At 67.3% G+C, this 18,685-nt stretch carries 17 protein-coding genes; 7 read left to right on the top strand and 10 right to left on the bottom strand.

Features of this window, described 5'->3' with window-relative positions:
• The 4 genes from C1H66_RS20880 to C1H66_RS20865 form a co-directional block, all read right to left on the bottom strand.
• Positions 1-1,521 (bottom strand): monovalent cation/H+ antiporter subunit D, encoded by a 1,521-nt coding sequence (locus tag C1H66_RS20880; protein ID WP_102629797.1) that lies wholly within the window; start codon positions 1,519-1,521, stop codon positions 1-3.
• Entirely contained in the window at positions 1,518-1,859 is a 342-nt protein-coding gene (locus C1H66_RS20875; protein ID WP_102629796.1) for a Na+/H+ antiporter subunit C, read from the bottom strand. The genes C1H66_RS20880 and C1H66_RS20875 overlap by 4 nt, the downstream gene beginning before the upstream one ends.
• Positions 1,859-4,657, bottom strand: coding sequence for a monovalent cation/H+ antiporter subunit A (locus tag C1H66_RS20870; protein ID WP_102629795.1), 2,799 nt, complete (start codon positions 4,655-4,657; stop codon positions 1,859-1,861). Before C1H66_RS20870 ends, C1H66_RS20875 begins: the two co-directional genes overlap by 1 nt.
• Before the next feature lie 319 nt (positions 4,658-4,976).
• Complete coding sequence (locus C1H66_RS20865; RefSeq protein ID WP_102629794.1) at positions 4,977-6,446, bottom strand: esterase/lipase family protein; 1,470 nt, start codon at positions 6,444-6,446, stop codon at positions 4,977-4,979.
• 206 nt (positions 6,447-6,652) lie between these two features.
• On the opposite strand from C1H66_RS20865, the gene C1H66_RS20860 reads away from it, so the two are divergent.
• On the top strand, positions 6,653-8,659 hold the full coding sequence (locus tag C1H66_RS20860; protein ID WP_102629793.1) for a pyrroloquinoline quinone-dependent dehydrogenase: 2,007 nt from the start codon (positions 6,653-6,655) through the stop codon (positions 8,657-8,659).
• Positions 8,656-9,549 carry an alpha/beta fold hydrolase gene (locus C1H66_RS20855; RefSeq protein ID WP_102629792.1) on the top strand — a complete coding sequence of 298 codons (894 nt, stop codon included), beginning with the start codon at positions 8,656-8,658 and terminating at the stop codon, positions 9,547-9,549. The genes C1H66_RS20860 and C1H66_RS20855 overlap by 4 nt, the downstream gene beginning before the upstream one ends.
• Before the next feature lie 21 nt (positions 9,550-9,570).
• Here C1H66_RS20855 and C1H66_RS20850 read toward each other — a convergent pair whose 3' ends face one another.
• Positions 9,571-10,383 (bottom strand): class I SAM-dependent methyltransferase, encoded by an 813-nt coding sequence (locus C1H66_RS20850; RefSeq protein ID WP_102629791.1) that lies wholly within the window; start codon positions 10,381-10,383, stop codon positions 9,571-9,573.
• Between the two features lie 263 nt (positions 10,384-10,646).
• On the opposite strand from C1H66_RS20850, the gene C1H66_RS20845 reads away from it, so the two are divergent.
• Positions 10,647-11,066, top strand: coding sequence for a VOC family protein (locus C1H66_RS20845; protein ID WP_102629790.1), 420 nt, complete (start codon positions 10,647-10,649; stop codon positions 11,064-11,066).
• Positions 11,067-11,121: 55 nt separating this feature from the next.
• On the opposite strand, the gene C1H66_RS20840 is transcribed toward C1H66_RS20845, so the two are convergent.
• Positions 11,122-11,751: a hypothetical protein gene (locus C1H66_RS20840; protein ID WP_146010761.1), complete on the bottom strand. Its 630-nt coding sequence runs from the start codon at positions 11,749-11,751 to the stop codon at positions 11,122-11,124.
• A 557-nt stretch (positions 11,752-12,308) separates the two neighbouring features.
• Here C1H66_RS20840 and C1H66_RS20835 point away from each other — a divergent pair.
• Complete coding sequence (locus tag C1H66_RS20835) at positions 12,309-12,701, top strand: DoxX family protein (protein WP_102629788.1); 393 nt, start codon at positions 12,309-12,311, stop codon at positions 12,699-12,701.
• Between the two features lie 36 nt (positions 12,702-12,737).
• Here C1H66_RS20835 and C1H66_RS20830 read toward each other — a convergent pair whose 3' ends face one another.
• Complete coding sequence (locus C1H66_RS20830; protein ID WP_102629787.1) at positions 12,738-13,220, bottom strand: GNAT family N-acetyltransferase; 483 nt, start codon at positions 13,218-13,220, stop codon at positions 12,738-12,740.
• A 181-nt stretch (positions 13,221-13,401) separates the two neighbouring features.
• Between C1H66_RS20830 and C1H66_RS20825 the strand changes: the two genes are divergently transcribed.
• A complete protein-coding gene (locus C1H66_RS20825; RefSeq protein ID WP_102629786.1) occupies positions 13,402-14,772 on the top strand; it encodes a pyridoxal-phosphate dependent enzyme in 1,371 nt (456 codons plus the stop codon).
• A 23-nt stretch (positions 14,773-14,795) separates the two neighbouring features.
• A complete protein-coding gene (locus C1H66_RS20820) occupies positions 14,796-15,986 on the top strand; it encodes a cystathionine gamma-synthase (protein WP_102629785.1) in 1,191 nt (396 codons plus the stop codon).
• A gap of 38 nt (positions 15,987-16,024) precedes the next feature.
• Here the strand turns inward: C1H66_RS20820 and C1H66_RS20815 are convergent, their stop codons facing one another.
• Positions 16,025-16,234: a hypothetical protein gene (locus C1H66_RS20815; RefSeq protein WP_146010760.1), complete on the bottom strand. Its 210-nt coding sequence runs from the start codon at positions 16,232-16,234 to the stop codon at positions 16,025-16,027.
• A gap of 5 nt (positions 16,235-16,239) precedes the next feature.
• Positions 16,240-16,581, bottom strand: a complete 342-nt coding sequence (locus C1H66_RS22715; protein WP_146010759.1) for a hypothetical protein — start codon at positions 16,579-16,581, stop codon at positions 16,240-16,242.
• Between the two features lie 88 nt (positions 16,582-16,669).
• Here C1H66_RS22715 and C1H66_RS20810 point away from each other — a divergent pair, with 88 nt between their 5' ends.
• The gene (locus tag C1H66_RS20810) at positions 16,670-17,005 is read left to right on the top strand and encodes a hypothetical protein (protein WP_102629783.1); all 336 of its coding nucleotides are present in this window, start codon (positions 16,670-16,672) and stop codon (positions 17,003-17,005) included.
• Between the two features lie 238 nt (positions 17,006-17,243).
• Here the strand turns inward: C1H66_RS20810 and C1H66_RS20805 are convergent, their stop codons facing one another.
• Positions 17,244-18,659 (bottom strand): FAD-binding oxidoreductase, encoded by a 1,416-nt coding sequence (locus C1H66_RS20805; RefSeq protein ID WP_102629782.1) that lies wholly within the window; start codon positions 18,657-18,659, stop codon positions 17,244-17,246.
• Between the last annotated feature and the right edge of the window lie 26 nt (positions 18,660-18,685).

Genomic DNA, 18,685 nt, shown 5'->3' with positions numbered 1-18,685 from the left:
TCAGCGTTCCTCCCCTGTCTGTCGAGCCGCCGCCTCGACCGCCTCCACATAGGCACCGGGCGACAGGACGGCGTCGGCGGTATCCAGCATGAGCGACATGACGGGGGTGGCGGCCACCGACAGCACCACACTGCCCAGCAGCATCGTGATCACGACGCCAAGCCTTGCCGGGTCCATCCGGAAGCGCAGCGGGGGCTCACCGGACTGCCGCCAGAAGAACTTGCTGCCGGCCCGGCTCAGGGCGATCAGGATCATGAAGGCGGCGATCAGCAGCAACGGCCATAACCAGGCCTGACGGTCCGTGCCTCCGGCCACCTGCAGGATCCACACCTTGCTGACAAAGCCGCTGAAAGGCGGCAGGCCAGCAAGCGCGATGGCGCCGACGAAATACACGACCCCCAGGGTGCGCTTATGCGCCATGGCCGCCGCAATCACCATATGGTCGGCGGCTTCCCCGCGTTGCCGGGCGATCAGGTCGGCCAGCAGGAAGAAGGCCGCCGTCATCAGGGTGGAATGAATCAGGTAGAAGAGCCCCGCGGCGAGGGCGTCCCGGCTGCCCAGCGCCAGGGTCGCCAGCAGGGTCCCGACCGAGACGATGACCATGTAGGCGGTCAGGTTGCGCAGGTTGATCGCCCCGAGTACGCCGATGCCACCGAGCGCCAGGGTGGCAAGCGCCAGCGGCCATAGCCACTGCCAGGCGATGGTACCGACCAGGCCCGTTTCCAGGCCGAAGATCAGGCTGAAGACACGCAGCATGGCGTAGACGCCGACCTTGGTCATGATGGCGAACAGCGCCGCGACGGGGGCGCTGGCGGCGGTGTAGGCTCGGGGCAGCCAGAACAGCAGGGGCAAGAGGGCCGCCTTGATGCCGAACACCACCAGCAACAGCAGCGAGGCCGCGGTCAGCAACGGCAGGTCTGCGGCGGGGGCATTGGCCACGCGTACCGCCAGGTCCGCCATGTTCAGGGTACCGGTCACCCCATAGAGGATGCCGACCCCGATGATGAACATCGCCGAGCCGACCAGGTTCAGAATCACGTAGTGCAGGCTGGCCCGGCAGCGCGCGATGCCGCCGCCGTGCAACAGCAGGGCGTAGGACGCGATCAGCAGGATCTCGAAGCAGACGAACAGGTTGAACAGGTCACCGGTGAGGAAGGCGCCGTTGATGCCCGCCAGCTGGAACTGCAGCAGCGCGTGGAAGTGGGCACCTCGGCTGTCGTCCCCGCGGCCCGCGTACAGGGCGCAGAACGCCGCCAGCACGGCGGTGATCAGCAGCATCAGGACACTGAGGCGATCCGCCACCAGCAGAATCCCGAACGGCGGCGACCAGTTTCCCAACGTATACAGCACATGATTCCCCGCCATGACCCGCTCGAACAGCAGCCACGCGATCAGCACGAGCAGCGCGGTGCTGAGCAGGCTGATCAGGCGCTGAAGCGCCAGCGGGACGGCGAACGCGACCACCAGGAAGGCGCCGGCCAACAGCGGAATCAGCACCGGCAGGATGATCAGGTGGTTCATGGGCGCCAGTCCTCGTCCGGGTCCACCCCATCCACATGGTCGCTGCGCAGTTCCACCGCGGCACGCAGGGCCAGCACGACCACGAAGGCGGTCATGGCAAAACCGATCACGATGGCGGTCAGCACCAGGGCCTGGGGGAGCGGGTCGGCCTGATGGCTGCTCTCGCCGATGACCGGGGGCGCCTCCAGGGTCAGGCGGCCCATGCCGAAGAGAAACAGGTTCACGGCGTGGGACAGCAGGGTCAGGCCCAACACCACCGGAAAGGTGCGGGCACGCAGGATCAGGTAGACGCCGCAGAACGTCAGCACCCCCAGGGCGGCGGCAAACAGCACTTCCATCAGCCGATCTCCTTCCCTGGCCCTTGCAGGGTCATGAGCTTGCCCATGTTGGCCAGGATCAGCAGGGTCGCCCCCACCACCGTGATGAAGACGCCGAGGTCGAACAGCAGCGCGGTGGCAAGCTCGACGTCACCCAGCCCCGGCAGCCGGTAGTGCCCGAACCAGCTGGTCAGGAAAGGCGCGCCGGCTGCCAGGCTGCCCAGGCCGGTGAGTGCGGCCAGCAGGATGCCGCCACCGACCAGGGGGCGGAAGGGAGTCAGCATGCACGAATGGGCCCAGGCCAGGCTGCCCGCCATGTATTGCAGCGACAGGGCCACGGCCGTGACCAGTCCGGCGATGAATCCGCCTCCGGGCATGTTATGCCCCCGCAGGAAGATGTAGGCCGACACCATGAGCGTGACCGGCAGGATGGGGCGGGCGATCATCCTGAGAATCATGGGATGGGGCTCGGACGCCCAGTACTGCCCCCGCTCCTGCGGCACCCGGTCCTTGAGTTGCAGGTTGCGGGTGAGCGCGAAGACGGCCACGGCGGCAATCCCCAGCACCGTGATTTCGCCGAGGGTATCGAAGCCCCGGAAGTCCACCAGGATCACATTGACCACATTGCTGCCGCCGCCCTCCGGGACGCTACGGGCCAGGAAGAACCCGGAGATGCTCTGCGCCGGGCGGGTCATGACCGCGTAGGCCACGATGGCCATGCCCAGGCCGCTCAGGCCGGCGAGCGAGAGGTCGCGCACGCGACGCGGGACGGAGGACTCCGGTGGCGTCGTCTGCGGCAGGAAGGAGAGGGCCAGCATCATGATGATCACCGCCATCACCTCCACGGACAGCTGCGTCAGGGCCAGGTCCGGCGCCGAGAAACGGGCAAAGGTGAGGGTGACGAAGAGTCCGGCGGCCCCCGTGAGCAACAGGGCGAGGAAACGGTTGCGGTGGCCGACGGCCACCCCCAGGGCGCAGGCCATCAACAGCACGGTACCGAAGACGGTCATGGGATCGAGGGGAGTCAGCACCTCGGCACCGCGCCACTCCGTCATGCCAGCGAGGGCCGTGCCCATCGTGATCAGGGCACTGAGCAGCACGAGCGCGATATAGCGCTGGACCGAGCCGTTCTCCAGCCGGTGCACCAGCCGTTCGGCGAAGGTCCCCGCCTGCAGCATCAACCACTCGAAATTTTCCTTGGCATCGACCTCGGGCAGCCGGTCATAGATGGCGAAAAGCTGCCGTCTTGCCACGTACATGGCGAGGCCGCCCGTCAGCGCCAGGGCACTCATCAGGAACGGCAGGTTGAAGCGGTGCAACAGGCCGAGATTGTACTGCGGCAATTCCCCACCCAGCGCCGCCTCGGCGGCAAGCTTCAGCAGCGTATGCACCACGTATTGCGGCACGATGCCGACCACGATGCAGGCGGCGGAGAGCAGCGTCACGGGTATCAGGATGCCCACTCCCGGCAACTTCGGGGGCCAGATGGGCAGGTCCCGCGGCGCTCCGTTGAAGAAGACGTTATGGAAGATGCGTGCCGAGTAGGCGACCGACAGCAGGCCGGCCACGGCCGCCAGGGAGGGAGTGAGCCAGGCCAGCACGCCGGTGAACGGCGATACCATGGTCTCGGCAAAGAACATCTTCTTGCTCAGGAAGCCGTTGAGCAGCGGCAGCCCGGCCATGGAGGCGGCGGCCACCCCGGTGAGCACGCCGAGATAGGGCATGAAGTGCCACATGCCGTTGATGCGGCGCATGTCCCGCGTGCCGGTCGACTGCTCGACGATGCCCGCCATCATGAACAGCGGCGCCTTGAACAGGGCATGATTCAGCAGGTGGAACAGGCCCACGATCAACCCCATCCTGGTGCCCATGCCCAGCAGCAGGGTGATCAACCCCAGATGGCTGACGGTGGAGTAGGCCAGCAGCCCCTTGGTGTCGTGCTTGAACATCGCCACGAAGGCGCCGGTGAGCAGGGTCGCCATGCCCACGCTGGAGACGCTGTACAGCCAGAGAGGCGTTTCCGCCAGCACCGGATGCAGCCGGGCCAGCAGAAAGATCCCCGCCTTGACCATGGTCGCCGAGTGCAGATAGACGGACACCGGCGTGGGCGCGGTCATGGCATGCGGCAGCCACAGGTGGAAAGGGAACTGGGCGGACTTGGTCATGGCCCCCAGCAACACCAGGGACAGGATCAACGGATATTGGCGGTGCTCACGCAGGGTATCGCCGGCCGCCAGCACATCGCTCAGGTGATAGCTGCCCACCGCCTGGCCGATCAGGATGACACCGGCCATCAGCGCCAGCCCCCCGCCGCCGGTGATCACCAGGGTCAGACGGGCACCACGACGGGCCGGGCGCTGTTCCGAGTGAAAGCCGATCAGCAGGAACGAGACCAGGCTCGTCATTTCCCAGAACACCAGCATGAACAGCAGGTTGCCCGAGGTGACGATGCCGAGCATGGACGCCATGAACACCAGCGTCAGGACATAGAAACGGCAACCCCCATGCTTGCCGGCAAAGTAATAGCGCGCATACAGCATCACCAGCAGGCCCATGCCGACGATCAGCAGGGCGAACAGCATGGCCAGCCCATCCATGCGGAAGGCGATCGTGAGGCCGATGGCATCGATCCAGCGCCACTCGGCAGCGATGACCTCACCCGCCAGGATCGCGGGCAACAGGGACAGCACCAGGGCCAGCACCACCACTGGAGCCAGCGCCGCGACGATGGCCGAGAACCGCAGGTCTCCGGCGCGGGCCGTCGCCCAGGTCAGCAGGGCACCGAGCAAGGGCAGCGTGACGATCAGCAGCAGCGTCATGAAACCGCGAGCTCCCTCCCCCTCATCATCCGCAGGCCCCGTCGCTGCATGCCATCACTGCCAGCTCATCGGGGATGACCACCTTGTCATGACACGCCATGTGAGCTCCTGAGTCCGGAAGTAAGGAGGTATCGCGGCCCTGTCAGTATGGTTCACGCGCCCCGCGGTTTCCCGAGGCAGGTCAGGCGCGTGTGTCAACGCTCGTGATGCCGGCAACGACCGCGAAGGGGTAGTCCCGGCGCCGTGACCTCACCGGGTCTGCAACGCGAAGCGCCGCCACTGGGGCGGCGCTTCTTCGTTACCCGGCCGACGAGCTGGCTCACTGCCAGGCGGCGATCTCCAGGCAGAGCCGCGCCCGGAAGCCCTTGCGGCTGCGCAGGGGCACATAGGTAGCGCCATCGTCGTCCACCTTGACCGCGCGTCCACGCCCCTCGCCCCAGTCCTCGTCGCCCATGATGTAGCGCAGCCGCCAGCCATCGCCGTCGGCGGTGGCCAGGATCACCACCTTGTCGCGGAACAGGTTCTCGTCGGGCACGCGGCGGTTGACGAACCAGCGTCCGGCCACCTTGAACTCGGTGCTGCGCACGGCGATGTCGGCCACCAGCAGCATGGTCCGGCCCTGGCTCACCGTGATCTTCGAGCTATCGAGGTAGACCGAGAACAGCACCGGATGCCGGGCATGTTCGTGGCCGGCGCGCTCCGGGTGACACATCTCGTCGTAGCGGCGGAAGATCGCCGAACCGTGCTCGATGCGGCGGTCCGACAGCGCCACCGGCGGAAACAGCCGTGGCGTCACCGTGCACTCGAACAGGTAGCTGCCCTCGATCGCGTCGCCGTCCTCCTTCGCCTGTTCCACGGAGGGCGGCAGCGGCAGGTGCTCCACCACCATCCGCGCCGTCATCAGCGCATCGCCGAACAGGAAGCGCGTCAGGTTCTGGTAGCCCGTCTCGGAGTTGACCATCCCGCAGTGGCCGCTGTGGCTGAGGTAGGCATGCACGCGGGGCGCCCCCTCGATCCAGGCGTTGTCGATCTTCACCAGGCCGTCGCTCGACGCCCCGACCGCGAAGCGAACGGCCTCGTAGTCCCGGTGATTGGTGCCCACCAGGCAGAAGAAGCGCTCGGGCGGAAAATCCCCGTCCAGGTGGTTGACGCGCCCGTTGCGGGGCCTGAGCCGCAGGAAGTCGGCGATGCTCTCGCGGTTGAAGTTGTTGACGTCCCACATGCCCAGGAAGCGCGGTACGTTGATGCCGGCGATCTCGATGCCGTTGTGCGGCGTGCCGTAGGTGAACACCTTGTCGACGCAGGCCTTGGCCTCGGGGTCGCCCACCGCGTCGTTCTGCAGCAGGCAGCGGCAGATCAGCCCGCCCATGGAGTGGGCCACCAGGTAGACCTTGAAGGCCGCCCGCGCCTCGTCATCGGCGCCACAGACCCGCTCGCGCAGCCACAGGATCCGCGCCGACAGCTCGGCGGCCGCCTCGACGATCGACGGGCGCCGCCCGCCGCCCTCGGCGTCCTCGTAATAGCGGTGGATCAGCAGGCTCGTGCGGGGCAGCCGGCCCTCGTGGACCGCACCGTCCTGGTAGACGTCCCGGTAGCCGTAGTCCTTCATCAGGCGGATCACCGGCGACTCGAAGATGAAGGTGTGGAGCTCGCCCCCCGGCCCCTGGCGCACCCGGGTAGCGCCCAGGTTGAAGCCCATGTAGGGCGTGTTGATGGTGTCTTCTATCTCGGCATCGAGCCTGGCGAAGCCGCGCACATAGATGATCGGATGGAGGAACGACTTGCTCATGGAGGAGCCCCGGTTATTGTTGTTCGGTGCCTCCTCAGTACGGCACGGGATCGTGCCCGACGCCACTTTTCGCTCACCGCTCCCGGCGGCTCCCGATGACGGGGAATGGGGTCATGCCTCGCCCGGGGGCGGCTTATGAACTAGCTTCAAGTCGAGCAAGGGGGTTTTCGGCCAGGCATGCCGGGGCTTCAGGGAGGAGCGGCAGGATGCGACGGCAAGGCGCGATCCAGGGGGGACTGCTTTTCACCACGCTGCTGTTCGTGGCCGGCTGCGAGGGACCACCCCCGCCCCTCGACACGAGCGGCCCGACGGCCGGCTGGCCCCACTACGGTCAAGGCCTCGATGGCCTGCGCTACTCGCCCCTCGACCAGATCCGCCCCGACAACGTCGCCCGCCTCGAGGAGGTATGGCGCTACGAGAGCGGCGACGTCGCCCTCGGCGACGAGACCCAGACCCGCACCTCGCTGCAGGTCACGCCCATCGTGGTGGGCGAGCGGCTGATCTTCTGCACCCCCTACAACCGCGTCATCGCCCTGGCCCCGGAAACCGGCGAGGAACTCTGGCAGTTCGACCCCGAGCTGCAGTTGCGCCGGCTGCACGGTGCCTACCCGATGATCTGCCGTGGCGTGGCCTACTGGCGCGATGAGAGCGCCAGCGACGGCGTGGACGAGTGCCGGGAGCGGATCTTCACCGGCACCCAGGACGCCGAGCTGATCGCCCTGGACGCCGCCACCGGCCGCCCCTGCGCCGGGTTCGGCGAGGCCGGTCGCCTGGCGCTGCGTGACGACCTCGGCGACGACGTGCCGCCCTGGGAGTACTACGTCACCTCCTCGCCGCTGGTGGTCGACGACCTGGTCATCGTCGGCGCCCTGGTCGCCGACAACGTGCGCGCCGACGCCCCGCCCGGGGTGGTGCGCGCCTTCGACGCCCGCAGCGGCGAACTCGCCTGGGCCTGGGACCCGATCCCCCCGGACCAGCCCACCACCTCTCCGGAGGGCCCCTACCGCCGTGCCACCGCCAACGTCTGGGCGCCGATGGCCGCCGACGCCGAGCGCGGCCTGCTGTTCGTGCCCACAGGCAATGCCCCGCCGGACTACTTCGGGGGCCAGCGCAACGGGCTCGATCACTACGCCTCGTCGGTGATCGCCCTGCACACCCGCGGCGAGCGCGCCGGCGAGGTCGCCTGGCACTTCCAGACCGTCCACCACGACCTCTGGGACTACGACGTCGGCGCCCAGCCCTCGCTGATCGAGCTGAACACCGCCGCCGGCCCGGTGCCGGCGGTGGTCGTCTCGACCAAGACCGGCCATGTCTTCGTGCTCGACCGCGAGAGCGGCGAACCGCTGCACCCCATCGAGGAGCGCCCGGTGCCCCAGGACCCGGCGCCGGGCGACTGGCTCGCCCCCACCCAGCCCTTCCCGGTCACCCCGCCGACGCTCTTCCCGCCGCAACTGACCCCCGACGACGCCTGGGGCCTGACCTTCTGGGACCGCGGCCGCTGCCGCCGCGAGATCGAGTCGCGGCGTTCCGAAGGCCTCTACACCCCGCCGAGCCTGCAGGGCACGGTGGTCTTCCCCGCCGCCACGGGCGGCATCAACTGGGGCAGCGGCGCCGTCGACCCGCACCGCAACCTGATGGTGGTCAACCAGTCGCGGGTGCCCACCGGGGTGCGGCTGATCCCCCGCGACGAGTACGACGCCCTGCCCGAGGAGGAGACCCGCACCGACGCCGGCGGGCTGGCCGGGTCGAACCGGCTCTACGGCGAGATGGGGGGCACCCCCTACGCGGTCAGCGTGGAGCTCTTGAGCTCGCCGCTGGGCATGCCGTGCAGCGCCCCGCCCTGGGGCACGCTGACCGCCGTCGACCTGGACGCCGGCGAGATCCGCTGGGAGGTACCGCTGGGCTCCACCCGCGGCCTGGCTCCCTGGCCGTTCTGGCTCGAATGGGGCGTGCCCAATGTCGGTGGCCCCATCGTCACCGCCGGCGGCCTGGCCTTCATCGCCGCCACCCCGGACCGCTACCTGCGTGCCTTCGACCTGGCCAGCGGCGAGACGCTGTGGCGCGCCGACCTACCCTACGCCGCCCACGCCACGCCCCTGACCTACCGGCTCGGCCCCGAGCGGCGCCAGTTCCTGGTGGTGGCCGCCGGCGGGCACGTGTTCTCCGACCCCGGCGACGCCATCGTCGCCTTCGCCCTGCCGGAGCCGGAATGAGCGGGCTCGCCGAGACCTGGATCGAGCGCCCCGGGTACCGGCTGCGCGTGCACCACGGCGGCGACCCCGGGCGCCCCCTGGTGCTCTTCCTGCACGGCTACCCGGACAGCCAGCGCATGTGGCAGGAGATCATGACGGCGCTGGCCGACGACCATCGGGTCGCCAGCCTGGACTGGCCCGGCATCCCGGCCGACGAGCCCCGCCAGCCGGCACGGCACTACCGCATCGACCGGCTGCTCGCGGACATCGAGGCCGTGGTGCAGGAGCTGGGCGCCGACCGGCTGCATCTGGTCGGCCACGACTGGGGCGCCACGATCGGCTGGTCCTATGTCACCCACCCCGACTACGGCCAGCGGGTGCTCAGCTGGAGCTTCATCTCCGGGCCGCATCTGGCGATCTGGCGCCAATGGGGGCTGGAGGGCCTGAAGAGCCTGAGCCCGCGACGACTCTGGCCGGTGGTCGCGCAGCTGCTGCGCGCCAGCTACACCGTGCCGCTGCTCGTCTGGCCGCTGGGCGAAGCGCTGTGGCGCCTGGGTGGCGTGCGCGGCTGGCAGTGGGTGCTGCGCCTGGCCGGGGTGCCCAGGGACGACCCCCTGCTCGAGGAACCCCGCGACCAGGTGATGGCCATGGCGCTCGGCCCCATGGCGCTGTACCGCCAGAACGTCCTCCACCCGCCGCCGCTGCCGCCCCGGGGCAGCGTGACCTGCCCGGTGCAGTTGATCATCGCCGAGCGCGACCCCTTCGTCTCCGAGGCCGGCTACGCCAACCTGGCCGACTACGCCACCGACCTGCGCACCGCCCGCCTGCCCGGTTCCCACTGGGTGACCCGCAGCCACCCCGACGAGGTCATCGCCCTGCTGCGGACGTTTCTGACGATCTCCGCCCCATGATGAAGGTGCGGAGGAGAGCCGTCAGGCGCGGATCGCCACGGTCAGGAGATAGGTGTTTTCGATGACCGCGGTGCCATCGGTCGCCCGATTGTACCTATCGAACACCGCCTCCAGGTCGCCACGCAGCGCCCTTCCCGAGTCGGCCTGGGAGGCACGGATGGCAGGACCGAAGTACCGCAGGAACACATCCCCGGCATGCTCGATGGAGCGGTAATACTGCAGCGCCGTTCGCTTCTCGCTGCTGATCGAGCGGGTACCGGCACCGAGGAGCTCCTCCAAGCCGGCCTCCGTCCCCCAGCGCAGTGGCGGCTTGATCCCGGCCGGCGGGGGGATGTACTTGGCGTTGGTGGCGAAGAAGTCGCCACTCCAGCCCTCCGGGATCGGGCTGGCGAGCGCGATCCTCCCGCCCGGCCGGCAGACCCGCAGCATCTCGTTGGCCGCCTGCTCCTGGTCAGGCGCGAACTGCACGCCATATACCGAAAGCACCGCGTCGAAGCTCGCATCGGGAAACGGCAGGTCCTGCGCATCGCCCACCTGGAATTCGGCGTCCAGGTCGTCGGCAACCGCCCGGTGCCTGGCACGCTCGATCAACGCGGCCACATAGTCGATCCCGACGACGTCGCAATACCTTCGCGACGCGACCAATGCCGCAGTGCCGCTGCCGCACGCCACGTCCAGCACGCGCTCCCCGGCATGAAGATCGACGGCATCGCAGAGTGCCTCGGCCATGCACACGTTCTGCCGAGCGACCTGGTTGAAGTCCCCTGCGGCCCAGGTCTCCTTCTGTCGTGCCGTAATGGCCGCGTAATCAGCGGACTGGCCCACGTTCTTCATTGGGTTGGCCTCCCTTGCATACGGGAACTGCCGATGCACGGAGTGCCCATGGCCCGAGCCCCCTTTGCAACGCGCCTTCCCGATACGGTGCCCATGCAGCCAGGGTGATGACTGCCCCTCCCTAAGACCCTAGGCCCCAAGGCACGGTATCGCCACTACCCGCCACCCGCGCCGGCTCCCTGTCGAAATCGCGACGCCCCGTTCGACTGGCAGGAGACAGCACCAGCAACTATCCCTATGGCACCAACCAATGGAGACTCACCATGTCGCGCATGATCTTCGTGAACCTGCCCGTTGCCGACCTCGCCGCCTCGATGGCGTTCTACGAGGCCCTTGGCTTCGAGAACAACCCGCACTTCACCGACGCGACGGCGGCCTGCATGGTCTGCAGCGAGGCGATCAACGTCATGCTGCTCACCCACGCCAAGTGGCGCACCTTCACCAACCGCCCGATCCCGCCAACCACCTCCAGCGAGGTGATGCTCGCGCTGTCGTGCGACAGCCGCGAAGCGGTCGACGCCATGAACGAGGCGGCCGCCACCAAGGGCGGCACCGCCGATATCAATCCCCCTCAGGATCTCGGCTTCATGTACAGCCGCGCCCTGGCGGATCCCGACGGTCACGTATGGGAGGCGATGTGGATGGACCCGGCGGCCATCCCCTCGAACGATTCGACGGACTAGCCACAATCAAGGCAGCGGATGGCGACGCCGCCATCCGCTACTGCTGCAACTTCCTCTACCTACGAACTGTCCGAATGGCCAAGAAACTGCCATAGAAGAGAAAGATATAACCGTACAGTTCCAGCCCCTCCTGCAGGGTGCGCTTGAACTCGTGCCGATAGTACTCTCCCATGATGTCCCTCCAAATCAGGCTTCCACTGCCGAATCCCCGACTGAACACGAGCAGAGTGATCAATCCAAAAAAGATGTATATTGCAGCTTTTGTTTCCGAAAACTCCGCCATCGGCTGAAGAACCGTACCGCGGCAGAAAATGGCAGCATAGGCAATGGACGAAAACGCCACTACCAAGGCAGGATAAAGCCAGAATCCGTGGAAGACGGCATCCAGGAACCCATCCAGCTCGCGCACCAACATGCAGGTGAAAAAACCCGCCATCAGTACCAAAAAACCGCGCTGCGCGGGAGATTTCCAAGCATGGAACCAGATAATCGCAGCCGTGATCAGGATCAGCAAATGTTGCGTCGTCTGTGTCAGGCTCAGTTCTGCACGGTCTGGGGCATACACAATGGCATCAACATAAGCGAACGCTGGAATCAGCATTACAGCCAGGGAAAGAAAGAAAAACTCTCCTACTTTTCGCAGAATTCGCCTTAAACTTGATCGACCATGTTGTGCTCCTTGCATGGAATTATCTCCTGGCTTCAGTTCATCGATATAGAATAGCCAAGCTCGATAACCGCCTCCCCTTCGATGGTGATTGCTGCGTCGTGTTCTGCTGAGTGTCGAATGCCAAGGACGCCTTGTGGCATATCGCGACACCGCCTTGATACAACCAGTAACATTCAGTCTAGTAAAAACACCTTCGGCTTGCCCAGGTGAAACTTGATACGTTTGAGCTCGTATATTGATCCTTAGGGAAGGAATCCATCTGAATACCGGCCCGGAAATCCTGCGCCAGATGGACGGTCGCCTCGACGGCCGCTTGCGGATGCTTCATCGCGGCTCTGCTGGCAAGGGCCGCAGCCATCAGCTGAACGATGCAAACAGCCGATCACAGAACCAAGACGCTGATCTCCCTAGGATGCTCCCCTGTTCCTGCCTGAGCCGGCGCAACCGGCTCAGGCAGTGCCCTGCTCCTCGATCACCCGGCGGATCGTCGCCATCATCACCTGCGCCGCCTTGCCCGATGCACCGAAGCGGGCCACGCTCAGCTCACCCCTCCATGGACAAGGAACGCTCCGATGAACACCCTAGACCTACAGAAGGTATGGGCACCGCGCGTGCTCAGCGTGCTGCGGATCGTCTCGGCCTTCATCTTCCTCTTGCACGGTACCCAGAAGCATCTCGGCTTCCCGCCCTCCGACCGCGTGGTCGATGCCTTCTCGCTGTCGGGGATCTCCGGCTTCATCGAGATCATCTGCGGGGTCCTGCTGCTGATCGGCTTCCAGACCCGGGCCGCGGCCTTCCTGGCCTCCGGCACCATGGCCTTCGCCTACTGGCTCGCCCACGCCCCGCAGGATCTCTTCCCGGTCAACAACGGCGGCGACGCGGCCATCCTCTACTGCTTCGTGTTCCTCTACCTGGTGTTCGCCGGCCCCGGCCCCTGGAGCCTCGACGCCATGCGGGGGAAGTGATGTGAGCGTCCCTTATCCCCGCTGACACGCCTCGGGTCACAGCTTCCTCTCCTGCAGGCTCACCACACGACCATCGGCCAGTGCCAGGGTGTTCTGCTCGCGAAAGCCAAGCCGGGCGTGAAAGCGCAAGGAGTCGGGGTTCGCGGGCTCGAGATTCACCTCGCACAGCAGGCGGCCTCTGCTCTCGTGGCGGGCCAGGTTCATCAACTCCGCATAGAGCGCCTTGCCGACGCCACCGCCGCGCATGGCCGAGGCCACGGCCACCTGGTCGACGTAGAGGAAGTCGGCATAGCGCGCCTGGAACCAGGCGAACTCCTCGCCCGGGTAGGCCGCCTCTGGCGCCAGCGCCAGCAGATAGCCGCTGATCCGGGTGCCTGACGCAGCCACCAGGAAATGCGCCGCATAGTGGGCGAACCACGTCAGTTCCCGGGCATCGAGCTCAGCGACGCCCGGACGCCCCTCGGCATTGATCTCCAGGACGGAGGGCCAATCATGAGCCGCCGCCGGACGTATGAGCATGAGCGAAACCCTCGGCAACCGGCGGCATCCCCTTGATGGCCACCACCGCTATAGACACCATAGGCAGCGCCGTTTCGTCGCGCCCAGGGCATCCCGGCCCTCTCCTGCCAAGGTGCGGCACTCCCGACGCCGCCTTCCCTCCTACACTGAGGGAGGGAAGGCGCCTGATTCGGAGGCAGTGATGCAACCGCTAGCGAATGCCATGGCCCTGATCGGCAACACGCCGATGGTGCGGGTCGCCACCCTGGACACCGGCCCCTGCGAGCTCTACCTGAAGCTGGAACACCTGAACCCGACCGGCTCGATCAAGGACCGCATCGGGCTGTCGATGGTCGAGGCCGCCGAGGCCTCCGGCGAGCTCCAGCCGGGCGGTACCCTGGTCGAAGGCACCGCCGGCAATACCGGCCTGGCCCTGGCGCTGGTGGCCCAGCAGAAGGGCTACCGCGTGATCCTGGTGATCCCCGACAAGATGAGCCGCGAGAAGATCTTCAACCTCAAGGCCATGGGTGCCGAGGTGGTGCTGACGCGCTCGGACGTGGCCAAGGGCCACCCGGAGTACTACCAGGACAAGGCGGCGGCCATCGCCCGGGAGACGCCCGGCGCGGTGTTCGTCAACCAGTTCGGCAACCCCGCCAACCCCCTGGCCCACGAACGGGGCACCGGCCCGGAGATCCTCAGCCAGATGGACAATCGCCTCGACGCCGTGGTGTGCGGCGTCGGCTCGAGCGGCACCATCACCGGCCTGTCGCGCTGCTTCGCCCGGGCCGCCCCCGAGGTGGAGCTGATCCTCGCCGACCCCGAGGGCTCGGTGCTGGCCGAGTTCGTGCGCACCGGCCGGCTCAGCACCGAGAGCGGCAGCTGGCTGATCGAGGGGATCGGCGAGGACTTCGTGCCCCCCATCGCCGACCTCTCCCGGGTGAGCCAGGCGATCACCATCTCCGACAAGGAGAGCCTGCTGTGCGGCCGCGAACTGCTGCATCGCGAGGGCATCCTGGGCGGCACCTCCACCGGCACCTGCCTGGCCGCGGCGCTGCGCTACTGTCGTGCCCAGACCCACCCCAAGCGGGTGGTGACCTTCGTCTGCGACACCGGCAACAAGTACCTCTCCAAGATGTACAACGAGCACTGGATGGAGGACCAGGGCTTCATCGAGCGCCACCACTACGGCGACCTGCGCGACCTGATCCGCCACCCCTATGCCGAGCACGACACCATCGTGGTGGCACCCGACGAGCCGCTGACCACCGCCTACGCGCGCATGAAGCTCTACGATGTCTCCCAGCTACCGGTGATGGAGGGCGACCGGGTGGTCGGCATCATCGACGAATCGGACGTGCTGATGGCGGTGTATGGCCACGTGGACCATTTCACGGCGCCGGTACGCGAGGCGATGATCACCCAGCTGCAGGAACTCACCCCCGGCGCCAGCCTGGACGACCTGGTGGCGGTGTTCCAGGAGGACCACGTCGCCATCGTCACCGAGGGCGACTGCTTCCATGGCCTGATCACGCGGATCGACCTGCTCAACTATCTGCGGCGCCGGATCGACTGAACGGAACTGAACGGGAGATGGCGATGAGCGACGACACACGCAACGGCCAGCATCGGCTGGCGACCCGGGCCATCCATGCCGGCCAGGCGCCGGACCCGAGCACCGGGGCCATCATGACGCCGATCTATGCCACTTCCACCTATGTGCAGGCGAGCCCCGGCCACCACCAGGGCTTCGAGTACTCGCGCAGCGGCAACCCCACCCGCCTGGCGTTCGAGCGCTGCGTGGCGGACCTGGAAGGCGGCACGGCGGGCTTCGCCTTCGCCTCGGGCATGGCGGCCACGGCATGCGTGCTGGAACTGCTCGACCACGGCAGCCATGTGATCGCCATGGACGACCTCTACGGCGGCTCCTACCGGCTGTTCCAGAACGTCCGCCGGCGCTCCGCCGGGCTCGACTTCGGCTTCGTCGACCTGAGCCTCGAGAATGCGCTGGACATCGCCCTGCACGACAACAGCCGCATGCTCTGGGTGGAATCGCCCACCAACCCGCTGCTCAAGCTCGTCGACCTGGAGCGGGTCGCCGCCTTCGCCCGCGACCACGGCCTGATCAGCGTGATGGACAACACCTTCGCCAGCCCGGTACTGCAGCGCCCCCTGGAGCTCGGCTTCGACATCGTGGTGCACTCCACCACCAAGTACCTGGGCGGCCACTCCGATATCGTCGGCGGCGTCGCCGTGGTGGCCGATGAGGAACTCGCCGAGCGCCTGGCCTTCCTCCACAACGCCGTGGGCGGCATCGCCGGGCCCTTCGACAGCTTTCTCGCCCTGCGCGGGCTGAAGACCCTAGTGCTGCGCATGCGCCAGCACTGCGAGAACGCCCGGACGCTGGCCGCCTGGCTGGAGGCCCACCCCGCCGTGGAGCGGGTCATCTACCCGGGCCTCGCCAGCCACCCCCAGCACGCCCTGGCCAAGCGCCAGATGAGCGACTTCGGCGGCATGCTCTCGATGGTGGTACGCGGCGGCGAACCGGCGGCCCGGCGCATGCTGGAGCGCTGCCGGCTGTTCTCCCTGGCCGAGAGCCTGGGCGGGGTGGAGAGCCTGATCGAGCATCCCGGCATCATGACCCACGCCTCCGTGCCCGCCGAGACCCGCGAGCGGCTCGGCATCGAAGGCGGGCTGATCCGACTCTCGGTGGGCATCGAGGCGATCGAGGACCTGATCGCCGACCTGAATCAGGCCCTCGGTAGCGACGGCGAGGCACAGGCCGATTGAGTCGGCGGGGAGTCACAGGATCGCTGCGTGATTCGGGCTCATGCCATCAACGCCCTGTGGCTGTGCTCCAGCTGACGCTGGGCCTCGGCCAGCGTGTGGGTCTTGCCGCTCCAGGGCAGACGCTCGCCTGCGTGGTAGATGTGGTACTCGACCTGGCATCGGCCCTCATCGTCCAGGATCTCGTAGCGGTGGATCTCGTCGCCGAATTCGTTGCGCCACCAGTCGGCGGGGATCTTGGTCCAGTGCATGACGATCACCTCCCCCGGCGCATCAGCGCCAGGATGCTCCAGTTCACGACGGCGCGCTTGCGCTCGGCTTGCTCGGCGAGCTTCACGCGGCCCCACAGCACCTCGCTCCGGAGCGCCTCATCGACTGGTGGCGAAGGAGGAGGGAGCTGAGACTGAAGAATAACCACCCTGCCGTCACCCCAAGGGCAAGAACAGCCGGCGATTTCGCGGTCATTTCCCGGCTTGGCCTGAAGCCCGTCGTCGCGCTCCAGGCCTGGCGTGGCGCGGTGTATCGGCACTGCTCCTCGCTGCCAGCGCGGCGGCGCGCCCAGGGTGAAGCGGGTTCGCGGATGGCGCGCATTTTTCATTTGAGCTCGCCGCCCTGCCTCAGGCAGGATGGAGAACAGGAAAGCAGGCTAGTAGGGATGAGCAACGGCATACCGCTGGAGGAGCCATATGCAACCGCTGAGCTATTACTACTACAACGTGCTGGAAGGCCTTGAAAAACCGTGCGATGTGCCGACGATCCACCTGCAGGAGGGCTACGACATCCTGTATCGACATGGCGGACGCATCGAAATGGACCTGATGCGCAAAGCCGAGGACGGCGACGCACAGGGCGAGCCCTACCACTGGTACGAAGCCCTCGATGACGAGCAGCGGGCGAAATTGCACAAGGCCCTGGATAACCGCGATCCCGCGAAGATCCTCAAGATCATGCAGCGCAACGGCTATGCCGGTGTGCTGTATCACCATGCGTGGGAGCACTTCCGGGAGTCGGGAGCCGCCTAGGCCCCCTTCCCCACCTCAAGCAAAAGGGCCCGCGAAAATCTCTCGCGGGCCCTAAATATCCTTACGCATGACTGGCCGATCCTTCTTCCGGCCAGCCACTTATTGCGCGGCGATTACCCTCGCCTTGCTGCTGCTTCCAGTCGGCAAATGACAGGCGCCAGTGCATGCACCAGCACCCCTTGCACCCGTCGTAGGCACCCAATAGCGCATCGAAGCCCTCGATGACCCGGTCGCCGGCTCAGCCGGGGGCGATGTTGCGATTGACGCGGAAGCGGTTGTCCGGATCCCAGCGGCGCTTGACCTCGGCGAGCCGCCCCAAGGCCGGGCCGAGGGCCGCTTCGATGCGTTCCGGGCCTTCGTCCTCGGTCAGGAAGTTGATGTAGGTGCCGCCGGTGGAGAAGGCCTTCAGGTCGTGCCAGGCCTCGCGTGCCCAGGCGATGTTCGCGGCGTCGTCCTCCGGTGGCTCCCAGGCGCCGCCCACGTTGAACACGTAGCGCGCATCGCGGTTACCCACGGCCGAGTGGTCGTCGTCGAACCGGTTCAGGGCGCCGCCGAGCTGGAACAGGATCACCGCCGAGTGCGGCGAGCGGATGCGCCCGGCATGCTCGATGACCTTGTCGCACAGCGCGGGCTCGATGCCCGGCAGGTACTCGCTCTTCCAGTAGTAGCGCCGCCCCTTGGGCTGGGTGGCATCGAGCAGCTTCTGTAGTTGCACATAGGGCCGACGCACCAGCACGTCGCCGATGGGCTGGCCGAACGCCTTGATCGGCGCGACCACCGCCTCGCCCTCCTCCGGCTGGCCGCTGTAGCAGGCGAGCAGCGCCACGATCGGCTCGCCATGGTACTCCTTGGGCAACCAGGGCGCCGGCGGCGCCGGACGCAGCAAGGCGACCAGGGTCAGCTCGGGCGGCGCCTGCTCGGCCAGGCGGCGATAGAGCTCGAGCACCGCCGGCGCCTCGCTGGCGGGCCAGGCCACCAGGCCCCCCACGACCTCCGGGCCGACGGGGTACAGCTGGTAGTCGAAGCCGGTCACCACGCCGAAGTTGCCGCCGCCGCCCCGTAGGCCCCAGAACAGGTCGGCATGCTCGTCGGCACTGGCATGCACCAGCTGGCCGTCGGGGGTCACCACCTCCATGCCCAGCACATTGTCGGTGGTATAGCCCCAGCGCCGGCTCAGGTAGCCGAAGCCGCCCCCCAGGGTGAGCCCGGCGATGCCGGTGGTCGAGATAAACCCGAGCACGGTGGCCAGCCCATGCACCTGGGTCTCGCGATCCACGTCACCGAGCACACACCCCGCCTGGGCATGGGCCACCCGGCGTTCGCGGTCGACCCAGACCCCGCGCATCAGCGAGAGGTCGAGCATCAGCGCGCCGTCGGCTACCGCCAGCCCGGCGATGTTGTGGCCGCCCCCCTTGATGCAGAGCAGCAGATCGTGCTCGCGGGCGAAGCGCACGCCCGCCATCACGTCGGCGACACCCAGACAACGCACCACCACCGCTGGCCGCCGGTCGATCATGGCGTTCCACAGGTGGCGCGAGGCCTCGTAGTCCGGGTCGTCCGGCGTCAACAGCGGCCCCTGGAGTTGCATCTTCAAACCAACAAGCACGTCCGGCGTCAAGTCGATCTCGGTACCCTTGAGTGTTGTCGCTCTCATGGCCAGGGCTCCTGTCGTCGCCAAAG

The organism is Halomonas heilongjiangensis, from assembly GCF_002879645.1.
Taxonomy (GTDB): Bacteria; Pseudomonadota; Gammaproteobacteria; order Pseudomonadales; family Halomonadaceae; genus Halomonas; species Halomonas heilongjiangensis.
Note: the sequence above shows the minus strand (reverse complement) of the source record. Positions and strands in the feature narration are given on the sequence as shown.

Coding starts and splice junctions, on each gene's coding strand:
- C1H66_RS20880 (WP_102629797.1), bottom strand. CDS start 1,521: ATGAACCACCTGATCATCCTGCCGGTGCTGATTCCGCTGTTGGCCGGC.
- C1H66_RS20875 (WP_102629796.1), bottom strand. CDS start 1,859: ATGGAAGTGCTGTTTGCCGCCGCCCTGGGGGTGCTGACGTTCTGCGGC.
- C1H66_RS20870 (WP_102629795.1), bottom strand. CDS start 4,657: ATGACGCTGCTGCTGATCGTCACGCTGCCCTTGCTCGGTGCCCTGCTG.
- C1H66_RS20865 (WP_102629794.1), bottom strand. CDS start 6,446: ATGAGCAAGTCGTTCCTCCATCCGATCATCTATGTGCGCGGCTTCGCC.
- C1H66_RS20860 (WP_102629793.1), top strand. CDS start 6,653: ATGCGACGGCAAGGCGCGATCCAGGGGGGACTGCTTTTCACCACGCTG.
- C1H66_RS20855 (WP_102629792.1), top strand. CDS start 8,656: ATGAGCGGGCTCGCCGAGACCTGGATCGAGCGCCCCGGGTACCGGCTG.
- C1H66_RS20850 (WP_102629791.1), bottom strand. CDS start 10,383: ATGAAGAACGTGGGCCAGTCCGCTGATTACGCGGCCATTACGGCACGA.
- C1H66_RS20845 (WP_102629790.1), top strand. CDS start 10,647: ATGTCGCGCATGATCTTCGTGAACCTGCCCGTTGCCGACCTCGCCGCC.
- C1H66_RS20840 (WP_146010761.1), bottom strand. CDS start 11,751: ATGCAAGGAGCACAACATGGTCGATCAAGTTTAAGGCGAATTCTGCGA.
- C1H66_RS20835 (WP_102629788.1), top strand. CDS start 12,309: ATGAACACCCTAGACCTACAGAAGGTATGGGCACCGCGCGTGCTCAGC.
- C1H66_RS20830 (WP_102629787.1), bottom strand. CDS start 13,220: ATGCTCATACGTCCGGCGGCGGCTCATGATTGGCCCTCCGTCCTGGAG.
- C1H66_RS20825 (WP_102629786.1), top strand. CDS start 13,402: ATGCAACCGCTAGCGAATGCCATGGCCCTGATCGGCAACACGCCGATG.
- C1H66_RS20820 (WP_102629785.1), top strand. CDS start 14,796: ATGAGCGACGACACACGCAACGGCCAGCATCGGCTGGCGACCCGGGCC.
- C1H66_RS20815 (WP_146010760.1), bottom strand. CDS start 16,234: ATGCACTGGACCAAGATCCCCGCCGACTGGTGGCGCAACGAATTCGGC.
- C1H66_RS22715 (WP_146010759.1), bottom strand. CDS start 16,581: ATGAAAAATGCGCGCCATCCGCGAACCCGCTTCACCCTGGGCGCGCCG.
- C1H66_RS20810 (WP_102629783.1), top strand. CDS start 16,670: ATGCAACCGCTGAGCTATTACTACTACAACGTGCTGGAAGGCCTTGAA.
- C1H66_RS20805 (WP_102629782.1), bottom strand. CDS start 18,659: ATGAGAGCGACAACACTCAAGGGTACCGAGATCGACTTGACGCCGGAC.